9 protein-coding genes are annotated in these 18,036 nt (G+C 60.9%); 3 read left to right on the plus strand and 6 right to left on the minus strand.

The window, feature by feature from the left end; genetic code table 11:
- The 3 genes from recD to recC are packed head-to-tail and all read right to left on the minus strand — an operon-like array spanning position 1 to position 9,189.
- Positions 1-2,049, minus strand: coding sequence for an exodeoxyribonuclease V subunit alpha (recD, locus tag AC2D8U_RS18200; RefSeq protein WP_484620499.1), 2,049 nt, complete (start codon positions 2,047-2,049; stop codon positions 1-3).
- The gene (recB, locus tag AC2D8U_RS18205) at positions 2,039-5,773 is read right to left on the minus strand and encodes an exodeoxyribonuclease V subunit beta (protein ID WP_484620500.1); all 3,735 of its coding nucleotides are present in this window, start codon (positions 5,771-5,773) and stop codon (positions 2,039-2,041) included. Before recB ends, recD begins: the two co-directional genes overlap by 11 nt.
- 5 nt (positions 5,774-5,778) lie before the next feature.
- The gene (recC, locus tag AC2D8U_RS18210) at positions 5,779-9,189 is read right to left on the minus strand and encodes an exodeoxyribonuclease V subunit gamma (RefSeq protein ID WP_484620501.1); all 3,411 of its coding nucleotides are present in this window, start codon (positions 9,187-9,189) and stop codon (positions 5,779-5,781) included.
- Between the two features lie 276 nt (positions 9,190-9,465).
- Here recC and AC2D8U_RS18215 point away from each other — a divergent pair, with 276 nt between their 5' ends.
- The 3 genes from AC2D8U_RS18215 (at position 9,466) to AC2D8U_RS18225 (ending at position 14,665) form a co-directional block, all read left to right on the plus strand.
- Positions 9,466-9,855, plus strand: coding sequence for a hypothetical protein (locus tag AC2D8U_RS18215; RefSeq protein WP_484620502.1), 390 nt, complete (start codon positions 9,466-9,468; stop codon positions 9,853-9,855).
- 436 nt (positions 9,856-10,291) lie between these two features.
- On the plus strand, positions 10,292-10,723 hold the full coding sequence (locus tag AC2D8U_RS18220) for an excinuclease ABC subunit A (RefSeq protein WP_484620503.1): 432 nt from the start codon (positions 10,292-10,294) through the stop codon (positions 10,721-10,723).
- Between the two features lie 1,083 nt (positions 10,724-11,806).
- Positions 11,807-14,665: a VWA domain-containing protein gene (locus AC2D8U_RS18225; RefSeq protein WP_484620504.1), complete on the plus strand. Its 2,859-nt coding sequence runs from the start codon at positions 11,807-11,809 to the stop codon at positions 14,663-14,665.
- Positions 14,666-14,709: 44 nt separating this feature from the next.
- On the opposite strand, the gene AC2D8U_RS18230 is transcribed toward AC2D8U_RS18225, so the two are convergent.
- Genes AC2D8U_RS18230 through fabG form a run of 3 tightly spaced genes read right to left on the minus strand, consistent with a single transcriptional unit; the run spans position 14,710 to position 18,036 of the window.
- On the minus strand, positions 14,710-16,074 hold the full coding sequence (locus AC2D8U_RS18230) for a lipid biosynthesis B12-binding/radical SAM protein (RefSeq protein ID WP_484620505.1): 1,365 nt from the start codon (positions 16,072-16,074) through the stop codon (positions 14,710-14,712).
- Between the two features lie 7 nt (positions 16,075-16,081).
- Positions 16,082-17,314 carry a beta-ketoacyl-ACP synthase gene (locus tag AC2D8U_RS18235; protein ID WP_484620506.1) on the minus strand — a complete coding sequence of 411 codons (1,233 nt, stop codon included), beginning with the start codon at positions 17,312-17,314 and terminating at the stop codon, positions 16,082-16,084.
- Positions 17,311-18,036, minus strand: coding sequence for a 3-oxoacyl-ACP reductase FabG (fabG, locus tag AC2D8U_RS18240; RefSeq protein ID WP_484620507.1), 726 nt, complete (start codon positions 18,034-18,036; stop codon positions 17,311-17,313). The genes AC2D8U_RS18235 and fabG overlap by 4 nt, the downstream gene beginning before the upstream one ends.

Genomic DNA, 18,036 nt, shown 5'->3' on the forward strand with positions numbered 1-18,036 from the left:
TCAGATCATCCCCAACTGCGCAGCGAGCCCACTGGCGCGCCGGGTGCGCAACGCCACCGCCTGCGCCAATAAGGCCGGCTGGGGCGCCACCAGGGTGAACCAGTCCCGCGCTCGGGTAATGCCGGTGTACACCAGCTCCCGGGTCAGCACCGGACTGCCCCGCTCCGGCATTACCATGGCCGTATGCTGAAACTCACTGCCCTGGGATTTGTGTACCGTCATGGCGTACACCGTCTCCACCGAGTTGAGGCGTGATGGCAGCACCCGCTTGAGGGAGCCATTGGCCAGAGGGAACACCACTCGCAGCAGCGTCTCGCCCTCCTGTTCAAAGGGCAGGCAGATCCCGATATCACCGTTCATCAGCCCCAAGCTGTAGTCGTTGCGTGTCATCATCACCGGCCGGCCGGCATACCAGCCTTCGGTGCTGGTAATGAGGCCCGCCTGGGCCAGCCACTGGGCCACCTGTTTATTGAGTCCCTCGACGCCCCAATCGCCGTCGCGCACCGCGCACAATAGCTGGAAGCGACCAAAGGCCGTTAACACCTTGCGGCACCAGGCTTCGCTGTCCTGGCCTCTGCCCTCCTGGATCACCTCCAGGTAATGGCGATAGCCACACGGACGGCTCTCCCCCTTGGGGTGCAGGTGGGCATGTTCCCCCGCCAACACCAGCGCCTTGAGGGCCGGATCCCGCCCCTCCTTGGGCTGCAGCCAGCCGATATCGCCAAAGCCCTGGCGCCATACCTGGCGCACCCGGCCCATGTCGCCATCGTTAACCGCAAAGGCCAGCTGGCCAATCCCCGACTTTGCATCGAAGCGGTGACTCTTGGCCAGCATGACGATCTGCTGCTCCAGTGCCCCGCCCGGCCCCTGCCAGGCCTCCAGATCGAACCCGGTGGCCCGATAGACAAAGCCCCGGGTGTCGGCCTGATAGCGCGCGGTGCCTGCGTGCAGGCAGAGATCCCCCAACACGGCACCGGCTTCCACCGAGGCGAGTTGATCCTTATCCCCCAGCAGAATGAGCCGGGCATGGGGCGGGACCGCGTCGAGCAGCGCCGCCATCATCTCCAGATCCACCATGGAGGCCTCATCCACCACCAGCAGATCCAGGTGCAGCGGATTGCCGGCATGATGCTTGAAATGCCGCGTATCCGGCCGGGCGCCCAGCAAGCGGTGCAGGGTGCCCGCTTCTGCGGGAATGAGCGCACCCACTTCTGGCGGGATCTCCGCCACCGTGCCAGCACGAATGCCCGACAGGGTTGCCGCCAGCGACTCCGACAGACGGGCCGCCGCCTTACCGGTGGGCGCGGCCAACTCGATGCGCAGGCCGCGTTCACTGCCCTCGCCGCGCGCGGCGGCCTCCAGTGCCAGGGACTGCAGCAGGGCCAGCAGACGCACCACGGTCGTGGTTTTGCCCGTGCCCGGCCCACCGGAGATCACCGTTACGCCGCCCCGGGCCGCCAGTGCCGCGGCAATGCTCTGCCAATGGGGTGTCTCGCCCGCCAACTCGGCGCTGTCCTTAAGGGGATCAAACAGGGTCGCCAGCCGCTTGGGCAGATCATCCGGCAGCGCAAAACGCTGGGCCACTTTGGCCTTCAATACACCGGCGATGCGGCACTCGTACTCGAAATAGCGGCGCAGATAGAGGCGGTCGCCGGACAGCACCAAAGGCGCATTGCCCTGCTCATCGCCATCCACCACATCCGAGGCCAGCAGCTGCGCCTTGAGGGTGTCGAGCTGCCAATCGGCCAGCCACTGGCCCGGCCGACTTTGTGCCTCCCACTCCCGGCCCTCCGGTGGCAGGGAGAGCAAGGCCTGTGGCGCGGCGAGCAGGCCGGTCAGATCCAGGCAGATATGGCCCCGGCCCAGCTGATGGCTGGCCAGCGCGGCACACAACAGTACCGGCTCGGGGGTGTCCGGCGCTTCGGCCGCCAGCAGGCGGGCGAAGGCCAGATCCAGCGCCCGCAACCAGCGCAGTTCAACGTAGGCGTCCAGCTGCGGCAGCACAGGGGCGGACAGGGTGCCGATGGACGAGTGCAGATCAGGCAACATGGCTCACCTCGCGAAACAGCGTGTCCAATGCCAAGATCAGCGTTTTGTCCGGTGCCAGGGTCAGGGCCCCGTTACCCGGACGGTCCGGATCCAGCCCGCGAAGAAACAGGTACACGGCACCTCCCATATGGTGGTCAAAATCGTAATCCGGCAGGCGTGACGCCAGCAACCGGTGCAGGGCCAGGCCATACAGGGCCGCCTGCAGATCATAGCGGTGCGCCAACATCGCCTGACGCATCGCCTGGGGCGTGTAGGCACTCTCATCCGGCCCCAGGTAGTTGGACTTGTAGTCCGCCACGAAGAACTGGCCCTGGTAGCAGAAGGTCAGATCGATAAAGCCCTTGAGCATGCCGTTAAGGGTCACCCCCTGCAGCGCCGGACGGGCCTCACCGGGCCAGATCGCCTCGGTCACCAGACGGTCGATCTGCTCGGTATCCACCCGGGCCGTGGCGATCCAGAACTCCAGCTCCGCCTGCACCTGCTCCAGCTCCAGCAGGCTGGGCGCCTGGCCGGTGGGCAGCGGGATGGGCACGGTCAGGGCCCGTTCGAACCAGGGCACCAGCATGCTCTCCTGCCCGGCATAGCCATGGCGCTCACAGCGCTGATCGATCTCCCGGGTCAAGGCCTGGGGATCGATCCCGGCAAAGCCCCTGCCCTGCGTGGCCTGTCCCTCGCCTGCGGCCCACTCGAACAGATCGTGCAGGAAGGTGCCCGGCGCCGCCCCTTTTGGGAAGGCGTGGATACTGCCCTCGGCAGGCAAAAGCTCGGCGCTGGGCGCCATCAACTGTGCCTCATCGGCGATCTCCAGCAGCTGCTCGCTGCGTGGATCCGGCCCCGCCTCGCTACCATGGCTCATCCCCTTGAGCATCGCGGAATAGGAGGCGATCCACCAGGCCCGGGGCGCGCGGCTCGGCGGAGTGAGCGCCGGGGCTAATGTGCCCTCCTGCGCCGCACCGATATAGCGATCAAACTTAGGATCGGGCAGCGGCTGCAATACGATGCCGTTGCCAGCATCCGTCCCATCGTTCTCAGTTCCGGCCAACGCCTGCAGCTCGGTAAGCAACTGCTCACTGCTCTGGGCCGCCCCGGCTCCGAGCAGACAACCCAAGGCCCCCAGGTGGGTATTGGGCTCACCGCGCTTGCCGCGCTGGCCCAGTTTCAGCGGCCCCAGCCCCAGGTAGCAGGCGAAGCTGGGCCGGGTCATGGCCACATAGAGCAGACGAATGTCCTCCGCCAATCGCTCGAAGTCCGCCCGCTCCAGCGCCTCATCATCGGCGTTGAAGGTCAGCTGCTTTTCGTTGTTATTGTCACGATAGAACAGCAAGCCATTCTGATCGCTGGCCTGGCGGTAGCCGAGGATAAAGGGTAGGAACACCACAGGGTATTCCAGTCCCTTGGATTTATGGATGGTCACCACCTTAACCAGCTCGGCGTCGCTTTCCAGCCGCAGGATCTGATCGTCCCCCAGCTCACCGCCGGACTCGCACTGCTCGGTCAGGTAGCGGATCAGCGCCAGCTCGCCATCGAAGCGGCCGGACACGGATTGCAGCAGCTCCGCCAGATGCAGCAGGTTGGTCAGGCTGCGCTCGCCGGAGCGGGGATCGCTCAGCGCCCGGATCGCCACATTGAACCGCTCCAGCACCTGGCGGATCATCGGCAAGATCCCCTGCCCCTGCCAGCACAGGCGAAGGTTGCGAAACTGCTCCAGCAACGACTCCCAGGCCAGTTCATCGTCATTGAGGGCGTCGATCTGGGCCCAGTCCCAGCCCAGGGTGCGGGTCGCCAGCGCCGCCCTGACGCCGCTTTCCCGCTCCGGGTGGGCCACCGCCTCGAGGATGAAGATCAGATCCTGCGCCTGCTCACTGGCAAACACCGAATCCTTGTCCGACAGGTAGACCGAGCGCACGCCATTGGCCGCCAGCGCCGAGCGCACCGCCCGCGCCTCGGTAAAGTCCCGCACCAGGATAGCGATGTCGGACTCCTTGAGCGGTGTCAGCACCTCCCCCTCGGCAAAGCCCGTGGTGCCGCTTTGGGCGCCATTGAGCATGGCGGTGATCCGATCGGCACAGCCCTTGGCCTGGCGCGCCAGATACATCTGTTTATTCCAGACATTATCCGGGTTCTCGTCCCACCACAGGGTCAGCGCCGGATGCACCTCACCCTCAAACTGCAGGCTCTTGCCCTTGCCCTTGGCCTTCACCGGCTCGAAGGGGATCTCCTCGCCATAGAGGAAGGTGTTGCGGGGGTGGCGATGGCCCAGCTCAAACAGCGCATTGGCACTGGCCACCATCGCCTTAGTGGAGCGGTAGTTGGTGTCCAGCGTGTAGTGGCGCCCGGCCGTGTCACGGCGGGCCTGCAGGTAAGTGTGAATGTCGGCGCCGCGGAAGGCGTAGATCGCCTGCTTGGGATCGCCGATCATCAGCAGCGCCTTATTTGGCTGCTCGAGGTAGAGCTTCTGGAAGATCCCATACTGGGTGGGATCCGTATCCTGGAACTCGTCGATCAGGGCCACCGGGAACTGGCGACGGATCAGCTGGGCCAAGCGGTCGCCCTGCTCTGGTTGCTGCAAGGCCCGGCCCAGGTGCTGGATCAGATCGTCAAAATCCAGCTGGGCCAGGCGCTGCTTGGCCGCCTCGATCCGCTGCTGGATCCAGACTGCCGCGTCGATCAGCAGGGCCGGTTTCAGATCCCACTTGTCCAGCTCGCGGATCAGGTTCTCCAGCGCCGACAGCAGGGGCGACTCGGCCAACGAGCGCTCCTGCTTCTTGCCCGCCGCCGACAACGCCTTCTCCATCTCGGCCGGGGTGTAGCGCGTCAGCAGATTGCCACGGCCATCCAGCGGCAGCGCTCCGTCGCCATCGAGCCAGGTCTCTAAGCGGCCCAACTGCTCCGGCTTGACCATGTTCTTCTTGACCCAGCCCTGGGCCAGCGACTGCTCAAACAGCTCGCAAAACTGCGGCCACTCGATGCGCCAGAGATCCTTACAACGGGCCACGGCAGCGTTGCGCTTGGCCACCAGCTCAAAGGGATCGGCCTCCCGCTTGAGACCACCGCCCGCTGCCAGCCCCAGCAGCGGACGCACCGCCTTTTGCAGCGCCTCGGGGGAGCCATACAGCTCGCGCACCGCCACCAAATTCTCACGGTTTTGCGGGTAGAACTGGCTGCGCCAGTAATCCTGCACCGCCTGCTCCAGCAGGGCACTGCTGTCCGTCTCCATCTCGGTCTCGAACAGGGCGCCGGAGTCGAAGGCGTGCTCACGGAGCATGCGCTGACACCAGCCGTGGATGGTGTGGATGGCGGCGTTGTCCATCAACTGGGCGGCCAGATCCAGCAACAGGGCGCAGCGCGGGTGCTCGGCGGGCTCAAACTCGGCTTTGAGGGACTGCAGATAGTCGTCGCCCTCGGACAGGCCACGGAAACAGGCGGCCCCCTCCACCAGGCGCTGACGAATGCGATCCTTAAGCTCCTCGGTGGCGGCCTTGGTGAAGGTCACCACCAGGATCTCCTCCGGGCTCAGGGGACGCGGCTCGTCATTGCCGCCTTTTTCATGGCTGTGGCCCAGTACCAGGCGCAGATAGAGGGCGGCGATGGTAAAGGTCTTGCCGGTGCCGGCACTGGCCTCGATCAAGCGGGTGCCAACCAGTGGAAAGCGCAGCGGCTGTAGGATCTCAGGGGCGGCGCCGGTGCTGAGATCCGTTTGGGTATGGGTTTCGCTGTGGGTCATCGGACTCACTCCTCGACGCGCTTCAGGGTGGCCAGCAGGTGGCCGTACAGATCTTCCGCCAGCTCGGCGAAACGGGCCTCATCCAGCTCGGAGAAATCGGCAAACTGACGGGCGATATAGGGGCTTTTATCCCGGTCCCCCATAACAAATCCGCCCCCTTCGAAGGCCGGTTGCGGCTCCTTGCCGCCGAGCAGGGCCAAGGCGGCCCGCGGACCCAGGGGCAGCGGCGCATCCATCGCCTGCTGGTACAGGGCCAGGTAGCGATCCAGCCGCGCACGGGCTTCGGTGCCCTCCACCGGCTCGATCCGCCACAGGCTGTCACTGCCTGCGTAGAAACTGGTAAGCGCCTTATCTTCGCTGCAGGCAGCGATATGAGCCAGATAGAGGCCGATCAGCGCCAGGGGATTTTTCAGCTCGCCCTTCGCGTCGCTCAGGGCCTTGGGCTCGCACTCCAGTCGCAACAGGCCGTCGCGGTTTTGCCGCAGATCCGTCAACCAGGCCGCCAGCTCCAGCGCCCCGGTCTTGTGGTAACACTCCAGCGCCTCCACCGGCTCACTGCCCTGCAGCTGAGCCTGGGCCCGCTCAAACGCCGCCAGGGCCGGCTTGGCCAGGCCCTCGCTGGCCAAGTCGGCAAAGGCGCCCATGGGCAGCTGGCCCCGTCCGCGCAGCCGGTCGATCTGGATCTGCAACCGTGCCTGCCGCTCATCCTCCTCCTGGCTCGCTGCGCCACTGAGGGTCGCCATCAGCTCATTGCGAATGTGGTACGCCTCCAGCCCATCCAGGGCGAAGGGCTCGAGATCGTCGGCGGTGTCGGTGTCACTCTGCAGCCAAATGCCCAGTCGCCGGGTCAGCAATAGGCGGACGGGATCCTTAAACAGCGCCGCCAGCTCCGCCAGGCCGATGGCGGCTTCGGGCTGCCAGGGCGACAGGGACGCTGGCTCACTGACCGTATGCCCCTCGTGTACGGCCCGCCATTCTCGGGAAAAGGTGGTGAGCTGCGGATCTTTGCCGTCGAAATAACGACGACTGAAGGGCTGCAGCGGATGGATCACCGTGAGGTGAGCCAGCAGAGCATCCGCGCTCTGCTCGTCGCCCGCCAACCGATAGCCCTGCTTGATGTGATCCTGCAACTGACCCAGCAGCACCGAGGGGGTGCGCTCACCATTGTCCCGGGCATTACGGCCCAGGTAGCTGATGTAGAGAGCGTCGCGGGCCGCCAGCAGGGCTTCGAGGAAGAGGTAGCGATCGTCTTCGCGGCGGGAGCGATCCCCGGGCCGTGCAGCCACGCCCAGGGTGCGATCCGCCATCAGATCGAAATCCATCGGCGGCCGACTGCGGGGGTAATCCTCGTCATTCATTCCCAGCAGACACACCTGACGGAACGGGATCGCCCGCATCGGCATCAGGGTGCAGAAGTTGATGCGTCCGGCGAGGAACTTCTGGCTGACGCCGCCATCACTAAAGGGCGCCAGGCACACCGGCTTAACCACGGTCAGCGGCAGGGGCTCATCCAGTTGGGACTGCTCGCAGCGTTCCTGCCACTGGATCAAGGCCTCCTCCAGGCGCAGCAACAGTTGCTGCTCATGTTCGTCCTGGGGAGCAAACAGGCGGCCGGTGGCATCGCGCAACAGGCTGACCCACTCATGGGGCAAGCGGGGTTGTTGCAGCCCCTGCCACAGCGCCCCCAGCTCGGCGAGCAGTCGGGACAGGCTGCCCACCAGCGCCGCGTCCAGCCCACCGATCTCATCAAACGGCTCGATCCCGGACCAGGGCTCGCCCCGGCCGACGGCGTAACCCAGCAGCATGCGCTGCAGGCCAAAGTGCCAGGTGTTCTGACTTAAGTCATCGGGCAGCGCCAGGCTGCGACGCTGCTCGGCGTCGAGGCCCCAGCGGACCCCGGCCTGCTCGACCCAGCGCTGCAACAACGGCAACTGGGCCTCGTCGATGGCAAAACGGGCACGCAGCGCCGGTACCGCCAGCAGATCCAGCAACTCGGAGACGGCGAAGCGGGAGTCGGTGAGGTTAAGCAGCGCCTCCAGCGCCAGCACCAGCACGTCAAAGCCGCGCTCGGGCAGATCGGCGATGGAGAACGGCAGGAAACGGGGATCATCCCGCGACACTTGGCCAAACACCGCCTGGATATGGGGCGCGTAGGCGCTGACGTCCGGCATCATCACGATCACATCCGTAGGCCGCAGGCCGGGATCGGCGCAAAAGCGCTTGAGCAGTGCATCCTGCAGCGCCTCCACCTCGCGCTGACGGCTGTGGGCCAGGGCAAACTGCACCGAGTCATCCTTCGGGGCGATGGCACAGGGGGGCGAAGGCACGGGCTCCAGCTCGAAGATCCCCACCTGCAACTGGCGCAGCAGAGTTGGTTCGACCGCATCACCGTCCAGATCCTCCAGCGGCGAGGCAAACAGATCGATGCGATCGAAGCGGCCCTGGTACAGCTCGGGCTGATCGTACTCATAGAGCATGCCGATGTAGTCCCTGCCCTGCTTGCCCCAGGCCGCCAATAAGGGGTTCACCAGGTTGTGTTGCAGGGCGGGATCCAACTGCTCCGGCAAGCCGGGTTTGCGCCGGTGGCGCGGCGCCAGCAGGCTCTGGCGCAACAGCTCCTTGTCTTCGATGATATCCCCCCAGTAGTGAGGACAGGGGTTTTGCACGCACAGCAAGACCTGGCAATAGGGGGCCAATGCCGCCAGCACTTCGATGCTCTGCTGTGGCAGGGCGCTGAGGCCAAACACCACCAGTCGCCGCGGCAGGTGCCTGGCGAGATCCTGCGGCGCTTCGCCACTGGCGATCCGCTCGAGGAAGCGCTGATGCAGGGTGGCGCGGCTGTTGATCCTATCCACTTCATCCAGATCCGCCAAAATGGCGCGCCACAGCTTAGGTTGCCACGCCTGCTCGGCGGGCACGTCGACCTCAAACCCCGTGGCACTGAGCACCACATCGCGCCCCTCGCTCCAGGCCATCAGCCAGTCGGCCCGGTACACCTGGTATTGATCCAGCAGATCCGCCAATTGCTCGCACAGCTGATCCCGCTTGCGCAAGTCGGCATCGTCGCTCAAAAACCGCTGCAGCGGGGCAAAATCGGCGTCGTCCAGCAGATCCGGCAACAGCCGCAGCAAACGCCAACGCAGCTGCGGCTTATCAAACGGCGAATCCTTGGGCACCGCGTCCTCGCCCAGCACGCTGCGGTAGATCTGCCAGATGAACCGCGACGGCATCTGCAGCGACAACCCGGCGGCGATCCCCAGCCCCTCATCGGCGGCCATGGCCAGTTTGAGCCACTGGGCCATGCCGTTGGACTGCACCAGGAAGATCTCCTCCTCCAGTGGTGCCAGGGGGTAGCGTTTGAGCCACTGCACCACCAGCTCACGCAAGTCTTCCATGCGGTTGCTGTGCAGCATCATCAGGCCGGGCGTTAAGTCGGGCGATGGGAAAGAGTCGGGGGACATGAGCAAGGGACGATTGGGAAACAATGCTTTGCATCATACCCTTGGTTCCCGAGTCCTGGCTATCGCAGCCGAGGCTTAGGCCCGTCGACTGTCGCCTTTTGAATCAGACCGTCCAATCGGGCAACTGGATCCGTTCATCACCCAGGGTTAAAATTTGCCAAGATTCGGTGTAACCAATTGTTTTAATGGACCTATAAACAGGCCAAAGCGTTCTAAAAGGAAAACTCTGCGATGAATACCAAGAAATGGCTGACCCTGCTTTTCGTTGCCTTGCTAACCGGCTGTACCAGTCGGCCCGTGCTGAATATCGTTGATGACGCAGTCCCTCAGCCCCTAGGGGAGCAGACACTGGAAGTGACTCAGGTGGAAAAAGCGATCCTGACGGCACTGTCACGTCGCAAGTGGCAAAGTGACGTCTCGACTCCGGGCCGGATCGACGCTCGACTACAGGTCCGTAGCCACCAGGCCACCATTGCCATCCACTACGATGCCACCCGCTACAGCATCCAGTATGTGGACAGTAAGGCGCTGGATTACCGTAACGGCAAGATCCACCGAAACTACAACCGCTGGATCGCCAACCTGCAAAAGACCATCGATCAGGAGCTGGGCCGCCTGTAGCGCTTTCCGGGCTCTCCTTTTGGCGAGCCCTCCTCCTTGCTTTTCGCTCCCCCACTCTTTATGTTGTCTTACTGTTAACAAGGCGGCAAGCTTAAGGCAATGAATAACATGAAATTTATTCATATTTGCCGGCTCCTCATCGCTCAACCGCCAGGTCCTACTGCTCGGCACATCGAGAGTGGTATACCGACTCCTGACACGGAGCGGAGCTCTCCCGGGCTCCGTTCGAATCGCACGTCAGCCCGGGTAGGCGCTCGCCGGATACAAGGATGCAGGGATGAGCACTGCACACGGATTGCCACAGCGAAGGTCGTCCAGACCCGCTGGCTGCTTAGCCATGGGCCAGACAAGCGTGTTGAGGCCAAAAAACGGACCGTGGTGTTGAAAGAAGACGACACGGTTCAACGAATTGAACACAACCCCAAAGGAATGCATGATGAAACACTCCCTCCCCCTGTTGCTCGCCACCGCCCTGCTGGCCGCCGCCCCCGCCCAGGCCCGGGAAGATATCGGCCAGTTTGATATCGCCACGGCCCTAGAGCACGGCCGACACAAGGGCGTCGTCAACGACAGTATCCAGCTTCACTTCGGTGAGAATGGCCCCAAGGCCAGCAAGCGCATCGGCGAGTTCAGCACCAGTAAGAAAACCAATGCCTTCGGCAAGTCCGATCAGACCGCCTGTAACTGGGCTTTCCTGTCGGCCATCAAGACCCTGCAACAACGTGCCGAAAAAGAGGGGGCCAACGCCGTCATCAATATTCGCTCCAACTATGAGCACAACGAGTTCAGCTCGGAGAAGGAGTTCCAGTGCGGTGCAGGTAATGTGATTGCCGGTGTGGCACTGAAAGGGGATGTGGTGAAACTCTGATCCTCTGCTTCAGCACCAGGGAAGTCGCTGCACAAGCCCTCCCTGGTGATGGATTTCCAAAATGCATCACCTGTCCCCAAGAATAATCGACTAACCATTATTCTCCTTGAGCTCAATAACGCCCTTCAAGAGCCAAATCACATCACGCAAAACATCCAGGAAACACTGACGCCACAACCAGGCAAAATCCCACACCACTGCGTGCAACAATGGTCACTGGTCGTTTTCTGTTGTGGTGCTCCTTCGATATGCCTTGCTGCACGGCTCTCCTTCTTATTTTATGGTCACAGGTCCACTTAGAGGCCCCGCAGCCCCCCAGCAAGCCTGTTGAGATGGTGCCGTTACAAGCCCAATTATTGTTTGCACACGTCGGTGGAAAAGCGTTTAGGCAATTGGTGGTCGGGGAAAGAACGTCAAAAGGAACCCCTGCCTGGATGCTAAATAGCCAAGGGAAGATCCTAGGGGCCTGGCACTCTCACCTGCCGTTATCAACACACACACCGTGCCAATCTCCAAGCAGCGATAGTCTTCTTAGCGAATACTATCCCCCCCAACTCAAGCAATATCTAAAAAAAGGAAGAACTGACTGTCTACTCAGTCAGGAGATGACCAACACTTACCATCATGCGCTGACCCAACAGCCAAAGCCAAGCCCGGAAGTGATCTGGCTATTCGAACAATATCAAGGGACTTTGCCAACTACATATGAAAGTCCGGCATGGCTCAAGCAATATCTAATCGAACCGCTGCCTTCAGCATTTATCTTACTCCCGTCACATACAGACTTATTCCCGGGAGAGCCTGCGATCATTCGCCTATATGGCCAACTCTGGCTCTTGACTCAATACCGCCTTTCCACTGATTAAAGGAGAAACTGTGGAAAATATATTTCGTCATTACAGACTACATAAGCTGATACTAATTGCACTAACTTCGGGTCTCTCAATACAAGCCTATGGGGCCAGCAGTTGGTTGACACAGGTACATCAAGGAGGTCAGACGCGCCCCGCCCTAAGTTACCAGTTACCCAAACACTATGTTACATCGGCAACACAAGGCTCACAGAGCAATGGTCAACCAACGGTGTTCGACATCAGCGTTTCCCTCTATAACAATCCCCAGGGCGATGCCGATCCCTCGACTGGCGGAGATGAGCAAGCAAGATACGAAGAAGTTTTCCGTTACTTTGCAGATGCTATCTGTGAAATGAGTAATGGGGCACACAAGCTGGGTAAAGTTCATCTTTTTACGGATCGCCAACATCAAGCAAAAGCGGATATTGTCTGGAATAAAGCTGAACATCCCAGAGCCAACGTCGCAGGATTAGGCTATAACGGCATGCGGATCCTATTTGGAGACACCTTCCCGGGGGGAATGGGAGAAGGAAGCGATCTCAACATGCTCGATCACCCCAAGGCTGCTGGATATACTCTGGGCCATGAATGGGGCCACTATGCCTATGGGTTGTTTGATGAATATCGTGCCAATGGCAGCGCACGACCCGGTGTGCAGTATCCTCAACTAACCGATATACCCACCTCACCCTCCATCATGGCAAACCAGTGGGAAGCCACTCGCGGTGATTTCTCTTGGTTGAATTTTTCCACTTTGGGAAATATGGGAGACCCTCGCCGGACAGCGCAAGGGCGAGTTTACGGAAAAAGTGCTTGGGAAATACTGGTCCAACCCCTGCAAGAAGATCCCAAGTATGGGCACCAAGCCGCACAACCCAAAAGGCGACAATTTCCGGATCTGAAACTAGTACAGCCTCAAGCCTCAGATCAGTGGCTTAAACTCCAGTTACCGGCTCAACAAGGAACCTGTCGCTCTGAATTGGCTATCCAATGGATGACGCAAGATATCCAGATGCAGATCGTCATCGACCGTTCCGGCTCCATGAGCGGTGCTGCAATGAGAAATACCCAACAAGCCGCGAAACTCCTGGTTGATGCCAGTACTGATGGCGAGTCAACCTTGGGCTTGGTCTCATTTGCCAGCAATTATCGCCAAGATGCTCCGCTGCAAACTATCCCAGTTCCCGGTGACCAGATAAAAGCTCAGCTAAAAGCTAGCATCGACGGACTGTACGCATCAGGGGGGACGGCGCTGTACGACGGAACACGGTTTGCGCTTACCCAACTTCAGCAGTACCAGCAAAGCAATAGCACCAATGCCCCACAAGTCGTGCTCGTATTATCCGACGGCGGTGATAACAGCTCCAGTAACCGAGAAAGCGACGTGATCACGGCCTACCAGCAAGCTGGAGTCCCCATTTTTAGCTTTGGTTACGGCTCAGCTTCCCCTACGGGAACTCTGCTCTCCATGGCTAATGCTACAGGCGGCCAATACTTTTCATCACCGATTGGCCTAGCCGCTATCACAGACGCCTTCCTGCAAGCCAACGCCGCAGCCACCAATCAACAAAACCTGTTGAGTGAGCAAGGCACCTTACCAGCCTCAGGCCGACAAGAATTCCCCTTGAGTATCGATGACGGTGTCAACGAGCTAGTGCTATTTCTTAATCACAACGGCACCGTGGATGAAATTGAACTGCAACTGATTGGCCCTAACGGTACAGGCGCCAACACTCCGTCGGTGCCTTGTGAAGCAACAAGTAATGGCACCCACTGTCAGCTCAAATTATCTCAAGCAGAGCTTGAGCACACCGGGGACTGGACACTGCAAGCACACAACCTGGCGAACTCGGAACGGACGCTTGCACTCAATGCACTGATCGCCCCAAATCAATTGGGCACTTACGCCCTAAGTGTGGCGGGTCTCGGAGGCAATGCGGTTTCCTACCCAAATCCCATGGTACTCACCGCCTCCCTGATCCGAGATCTTCCAATCAGTGGCGCCCGGGTTATTGCCGAAGTCACACCACCGAACGCAACTCCTTATACTGTTGAACTCAATGACAAAGGTATCGATGGTGACAGCAAGGCTAACGATGGTGTGTTCTCGGCAGTCCTGCCCTACGATAGTAATGGAATTCACCAAGTTGCCGTCAAAGTCGATAACAGTGAAAACAATGCCTTCTACTCATCGCAAGGCTTATTTACCCGCTCGCCAACGCAGGATGGTGGTGATGACGGCGGCGCCGCCCAGCCTGTTGGGGAAGATTTCCAAAGGGTAGGAAAGATCAGCCTCGTGGTCGACAGCGTCCCCTACTGGGGGGACAACAACGATAGCTGGTATCAAGCCATCGAACTGACACCCGACAATAGTGAGGTCCCCGGCATGATCGACTTCGCCGGCGATCAGGATTTCTACGTATTGCGGGACCACGAAAGCAGCAGCCCGTTAACCGTCAGACTCAGTAATCTAACGTTATCGATGCAACCTAAAGTGACGATTTTTGCTTCTGATCAAACCACTGAGCTTGTCAGTGAAGCGACTTTGGAGAGCCATCTATCGGATACCGGCTACCTGTACATCACTTTGTCTCCAGCTCAAGTTACGCTCCCCCTGCACATTTTGGTAGAGCACACGGACAGCGCAGCACAGATCGGAGGCTATAGCATCAGCACAGGACCGGCAATCACGAGTGATATTCCACCGAACCAGGCACCAATCGCGGACCAGACCAACGTATCGGTAAAAGAGCATGAAACCATCGTCATTAAGCCTTTACTGCAGGCCACCGATCCTGATGGAGATAGCGTTAGTATCACCGCTATCCTCAGTGACAATATCCAAGGGACCGTCAAGCTCAACGAGGACAATACCATTCAATACACCGCCGCCGATCATGGCCTTGAGCCAGGGACGTCAACCTATGAGTATTTCGACATTGAACTCTCAGATGGACGTGCGTTCACTTTAGCTGGTGTCGAAGTCAAGATCTCGGCCAAGTCCGCGACCAAGTCCAGTTCAGGCGGGGCTTTCTCGTACTGGCTAATACTGCTTGGCTTTGTGGGGCTCACCCGGCGTCGCCATTAACATTACAACATAAAGTAAAAGCCACCCGACGGGTGGCTTTTAACTTAAAGCAGATACTCCCACAGCGGTCCGGTCTTGCCGAACTTGCGCATCAGGGCGATGTCCTCGGAGAAGTCCTCGTCGGGCAGCACCCAGCGCTGTTTGAGCGGCCGAGTCCATTCGGCCATGCGATCCGCATCGAAGTCTGGACTCATGTAGTAATGTGGCGGCAACAGATCCTTGTTGGGGCACAACTTGCCTGCGGCGATCATCTGCTCGGCCAGATCCGTATCCGGGTACACCCGCATGCCGTAGTAGGGGAAGATCACCCCGGGTGGCAGCTTGTCCCCGTTCTCAAAGGTCTCAGCCAAGCTCTGGGACGTTTCCCCCCAGCCGCCCAAGATCAGGAAATGGGCCTGGTTGATCCCCAGATCGGCGGCGATCTCCGAGGTTTTTTGCACATGCTTGAAGCGAAACGGTTTGTTGTAACTCTTCAGGGTGATGTCGGACAGTGCCTCGGTGCCAAACTCCAGGTGGGTCAGGCCCGCCTGCTGGTATTTGGCCAACTGTTGATGGCTCAGACGATGGGGCGAGAAGTAGGCCCCCCACTTGGTGGGTAGCCCAGCTTTGATCAAGGCATCGGCCAAGGCGTCGTTGAAATCCTTATCCAGGTTAAACACCGAGTCGGTGAAAAACACGTAGTCGATGCCATGCTGCTCCCAAGCCGTGCGCAGCGTAGCGACGATCTGCTCGATGCTCAGGGTGCGCACGCTGCGGCCATCGATCAGCGGATAGCTGCAATAGACACAACGGTAGGGGCACCCCCGCTTGGTCTGAATATTGAGCATGCCCGCATCCCGCCAGTAGTGCTCGACCAATTCGGGCTCGAAACACAGCTTGGGCTCGGACACATGGGTCTGACGGGGCAAATAACACACCTCCCCATCAAGACGATGCACCAGACCGGGCAGGCTCAACGGTTGCTCGCCACGATGGAGGATCTGCAGCAGTTCCAGCAGGCTCTCCTCCCCCTCCCCCACCAGACCATAGTCACCGCCAAGCTCAACCAGCAAGCGCTCGGCAAACAGGGAGTACCCGGCACCACCGAGGATCACCGGCGCGGCACTGCGCGCCTTGATCATCGAGATGATCTTGCCATAGCCCTCGATAAAGCCATTTTGTTTCTGATAGTTGACGTCATCGACGTTACGCAGTGACACGGCGACAAAGTCCGGATCCAATGCCGCCAGTTGTTCTGGCCAACGGCTGTCATCCGCCAGATTCAGATCCAGCAGGCTGATCTTCAGCTCAGGCCAGGCATCCGCCAGGTAGCTCTTCAAGTAACTGAGCGCCAACGGATAGACCGGATAGGGACTGGTGTGGCGATTGGCCGACAGGATCAGCAAATGGGGTACCGCTTTCTCTCCCATGACAGCCTCAGACCCGCTTGAAGATCAGTGAGGTGTTGATCCCGCCAAAGGCAAAGTTATTGCTCATCACGATATCCGTGTCGATATGGCGTCCTTCACCGCGCAGATAGTCGAGATCGCCACAGTCTTCATCAACCTCGGTGAGGTTCAGGGTTGGGGCAAACCAGCCTTCGCGCATCATCTCAATGCTCCACCAGGCTTCCAGCGCGCCACAGGCGCCCAAGGTATGGCCGACGTAGCTCTTGAGCGAGCTGATCGGTTTCTGACCCAGCACCTTGGCCGTCGCCTGGGTTTCCGCCACGTCGCCGCGATCGGTCGAGGTGCCGTGGGCACAGACATAGCCGATCTGCTCGGCATCGATCTGGGCATCCGCCAGCGCCAGCTCCATGGCGATGGCCATGGTCTCGGCATTGGGCTGAGTCACGTGGGCCCCATCGCTGTTGGTGCCATAGCCGAGCACTTCGGCGTAGATCTTGGCACCCCGGGCGAGGGCGTGCTCCCGCTCCTCCAGGATCAGGGTCCCGGCCCCTTCGCCGATCACCAGGCCGTCACGTCCGCCATCGAAGGGACGCGGGCTGGATTTGGGATCGTCGTTACGGGTACTGGTGGCAAACAGGGTATCAAACACCGCGGCTTCCGAGGGGCACAGCTCCTCCGCGCCACCGGCCACCATGGCCACCTGGCTGCCGCTGCGGATCGCCTCAAAGGCGTAGCCGATCGCCTGGCTGCCGGAGGTACAGGCGCTGGAGGTGGTGTAGATCCGCCCCTTAAGGCCAAAGAACACCCCGACATTCACCGCCGTGGTATGGGCCATCATCTGGATGTAGCTGGTGGCGGTCACCCCGGCCATCACGCCGGTATCCAGCATCTTGCCAAACGCCCGGATCGGCCCGGTCGAGCCGGTGGAGGAGCCGTAGGCCACGCCCATCCGACCACTTTTTACCAGGGGATCGCCCAGCAGACCGGCATCTTCCAGTGCCAGCTCGGAGGCTCGGGTGGCCATCAAGGACACCCGCCCCATGGCGCGGACCGCCTTGCGGCTGTAGTGGCTGGGACGCTCGAAGTCTTGAACCGGTGCCGCCAGGCGGGTGTTGAGGCCCTCAAACATGTCCCACTCGGGCATGGTCACTACCGCATTTTCCCCGGCCTGCAGGCGCGCCCGGGTGGACTCCCAATCCTGGCCCAGGGGCGAGATCCCCGCCATGCCGGTCACCACCACGCGTTTCATCTCCCGGCTCATAGCATGCCTCCATTGACGCCGATCACCTGACGGGTGATGTAGCCCGCTTCATCGGACAACAGGAAGGCCACGGTCCCCGCGACCTCCTCCGGCTTACCAAAGCGACGCAGTGGGATCTGCCCCTTGAGCATATCCACCGGCAGTTCGTCGGTCATATCGGTTTCGATCAGCCCGGGGGCCACGCAGTTGACGGTGATCTTGCGTTTGGCCAGCTCCATCGCCAGCGCCTTCGTGGCACCGATGATCCCCGCCTTGGCGGCGCTGTAGTTGACCTGGCCTCGGTTACCGGCCTGGCCGGAGAGGGAGGAGAGGGTGATGATCCGTCCGCCCTGGCGCGCCTGAACCATGGGCATCACACAGGGGTGCACCACATGGTAGAAGCCATCCAGGTTAGTGCGCAGCACCCGATCCCAGCTCTCTTCGGTCATGGCCGGGAAGGCACCGTCATCGCTGATCCCGGCATTGCAGATCACACCGTAATAGGCACCATGGGCCTCGATATCCGCGTTGATCTTGGCCTGGCAATCGTCGCCATCGGCCAGATCGAACGCCATGATCCGGGCCTGAGCCCCCTTGGCGATCACCGCCTCAGCCACGGCGTTCGCCGCCGTCTCATTGCTGTGGTAGTGGAGTACCAGCTCCACACCGGGCTGGGCCAGGCGAAGGGCGATCGCCCGACCAATTCCCCGGCTGGCGCCGGTAATTAGGATCCGTTTTGTCAT

The organism is Ferrimonas sp. YIN67 (genome assembly GCF_057219095.1).

Coding starts and splice junctions, on each gene's coding strand:
- fabG (WP_484620507.1), bottom strand. CDS start 18,036: ATGACAAAACGGATCCTAATTACCGGCGCCAGCCGGGGAATTGGTCGG.
- AC2D8U_RS18230 (WP_484620505.1), bottom strand. CDS start 16,074: ATGGGAGAGAAAGCGGTACCCCATTTGCTGATCCTGTCGGCCAATCGC.
- AC2D8U_RS18220 (WP_484620503.1), top strand. CDS start 10,292: ATGAAACACTCCCTCCCCCTGTTGCTCGCCACCGCCCTGCTGGCCGCC.
- AC2D8U_RS18215 (WP_484620502.1), top strand. CDS start 9,466: ATGAATACCAAGAAATGGCTGACCCTGCTTTTCGTTGCCTTGCTAACC.
- recD (WP_484620499.1), bottom strand. CDS start 2,049: ATGTTGCCTGATCTGCACTCGTCCATCGGCACCCTGTCCGCCCCTGTG.
- AC2D8U_RS18235 (WP_484620506.1), bottom strand. CDS start 17,314: ATGAGCCGGGAGATGAAACGCGTGGTGGTGACCGGCATGGCGGGGATC.
- recB (WP_484620500.1), bottom strand. CDS start 5,773: ATGACCCACAGCGAAACCCATACCCAAACGGATCTCAGCACCGGCGCC.
- recC (WP_484620501.1), bottom strand. CDS start 9,189: ATGATGCTGCACAGCAACCGCATGGAAGACTTGCGTGAGCTGGTGGTG.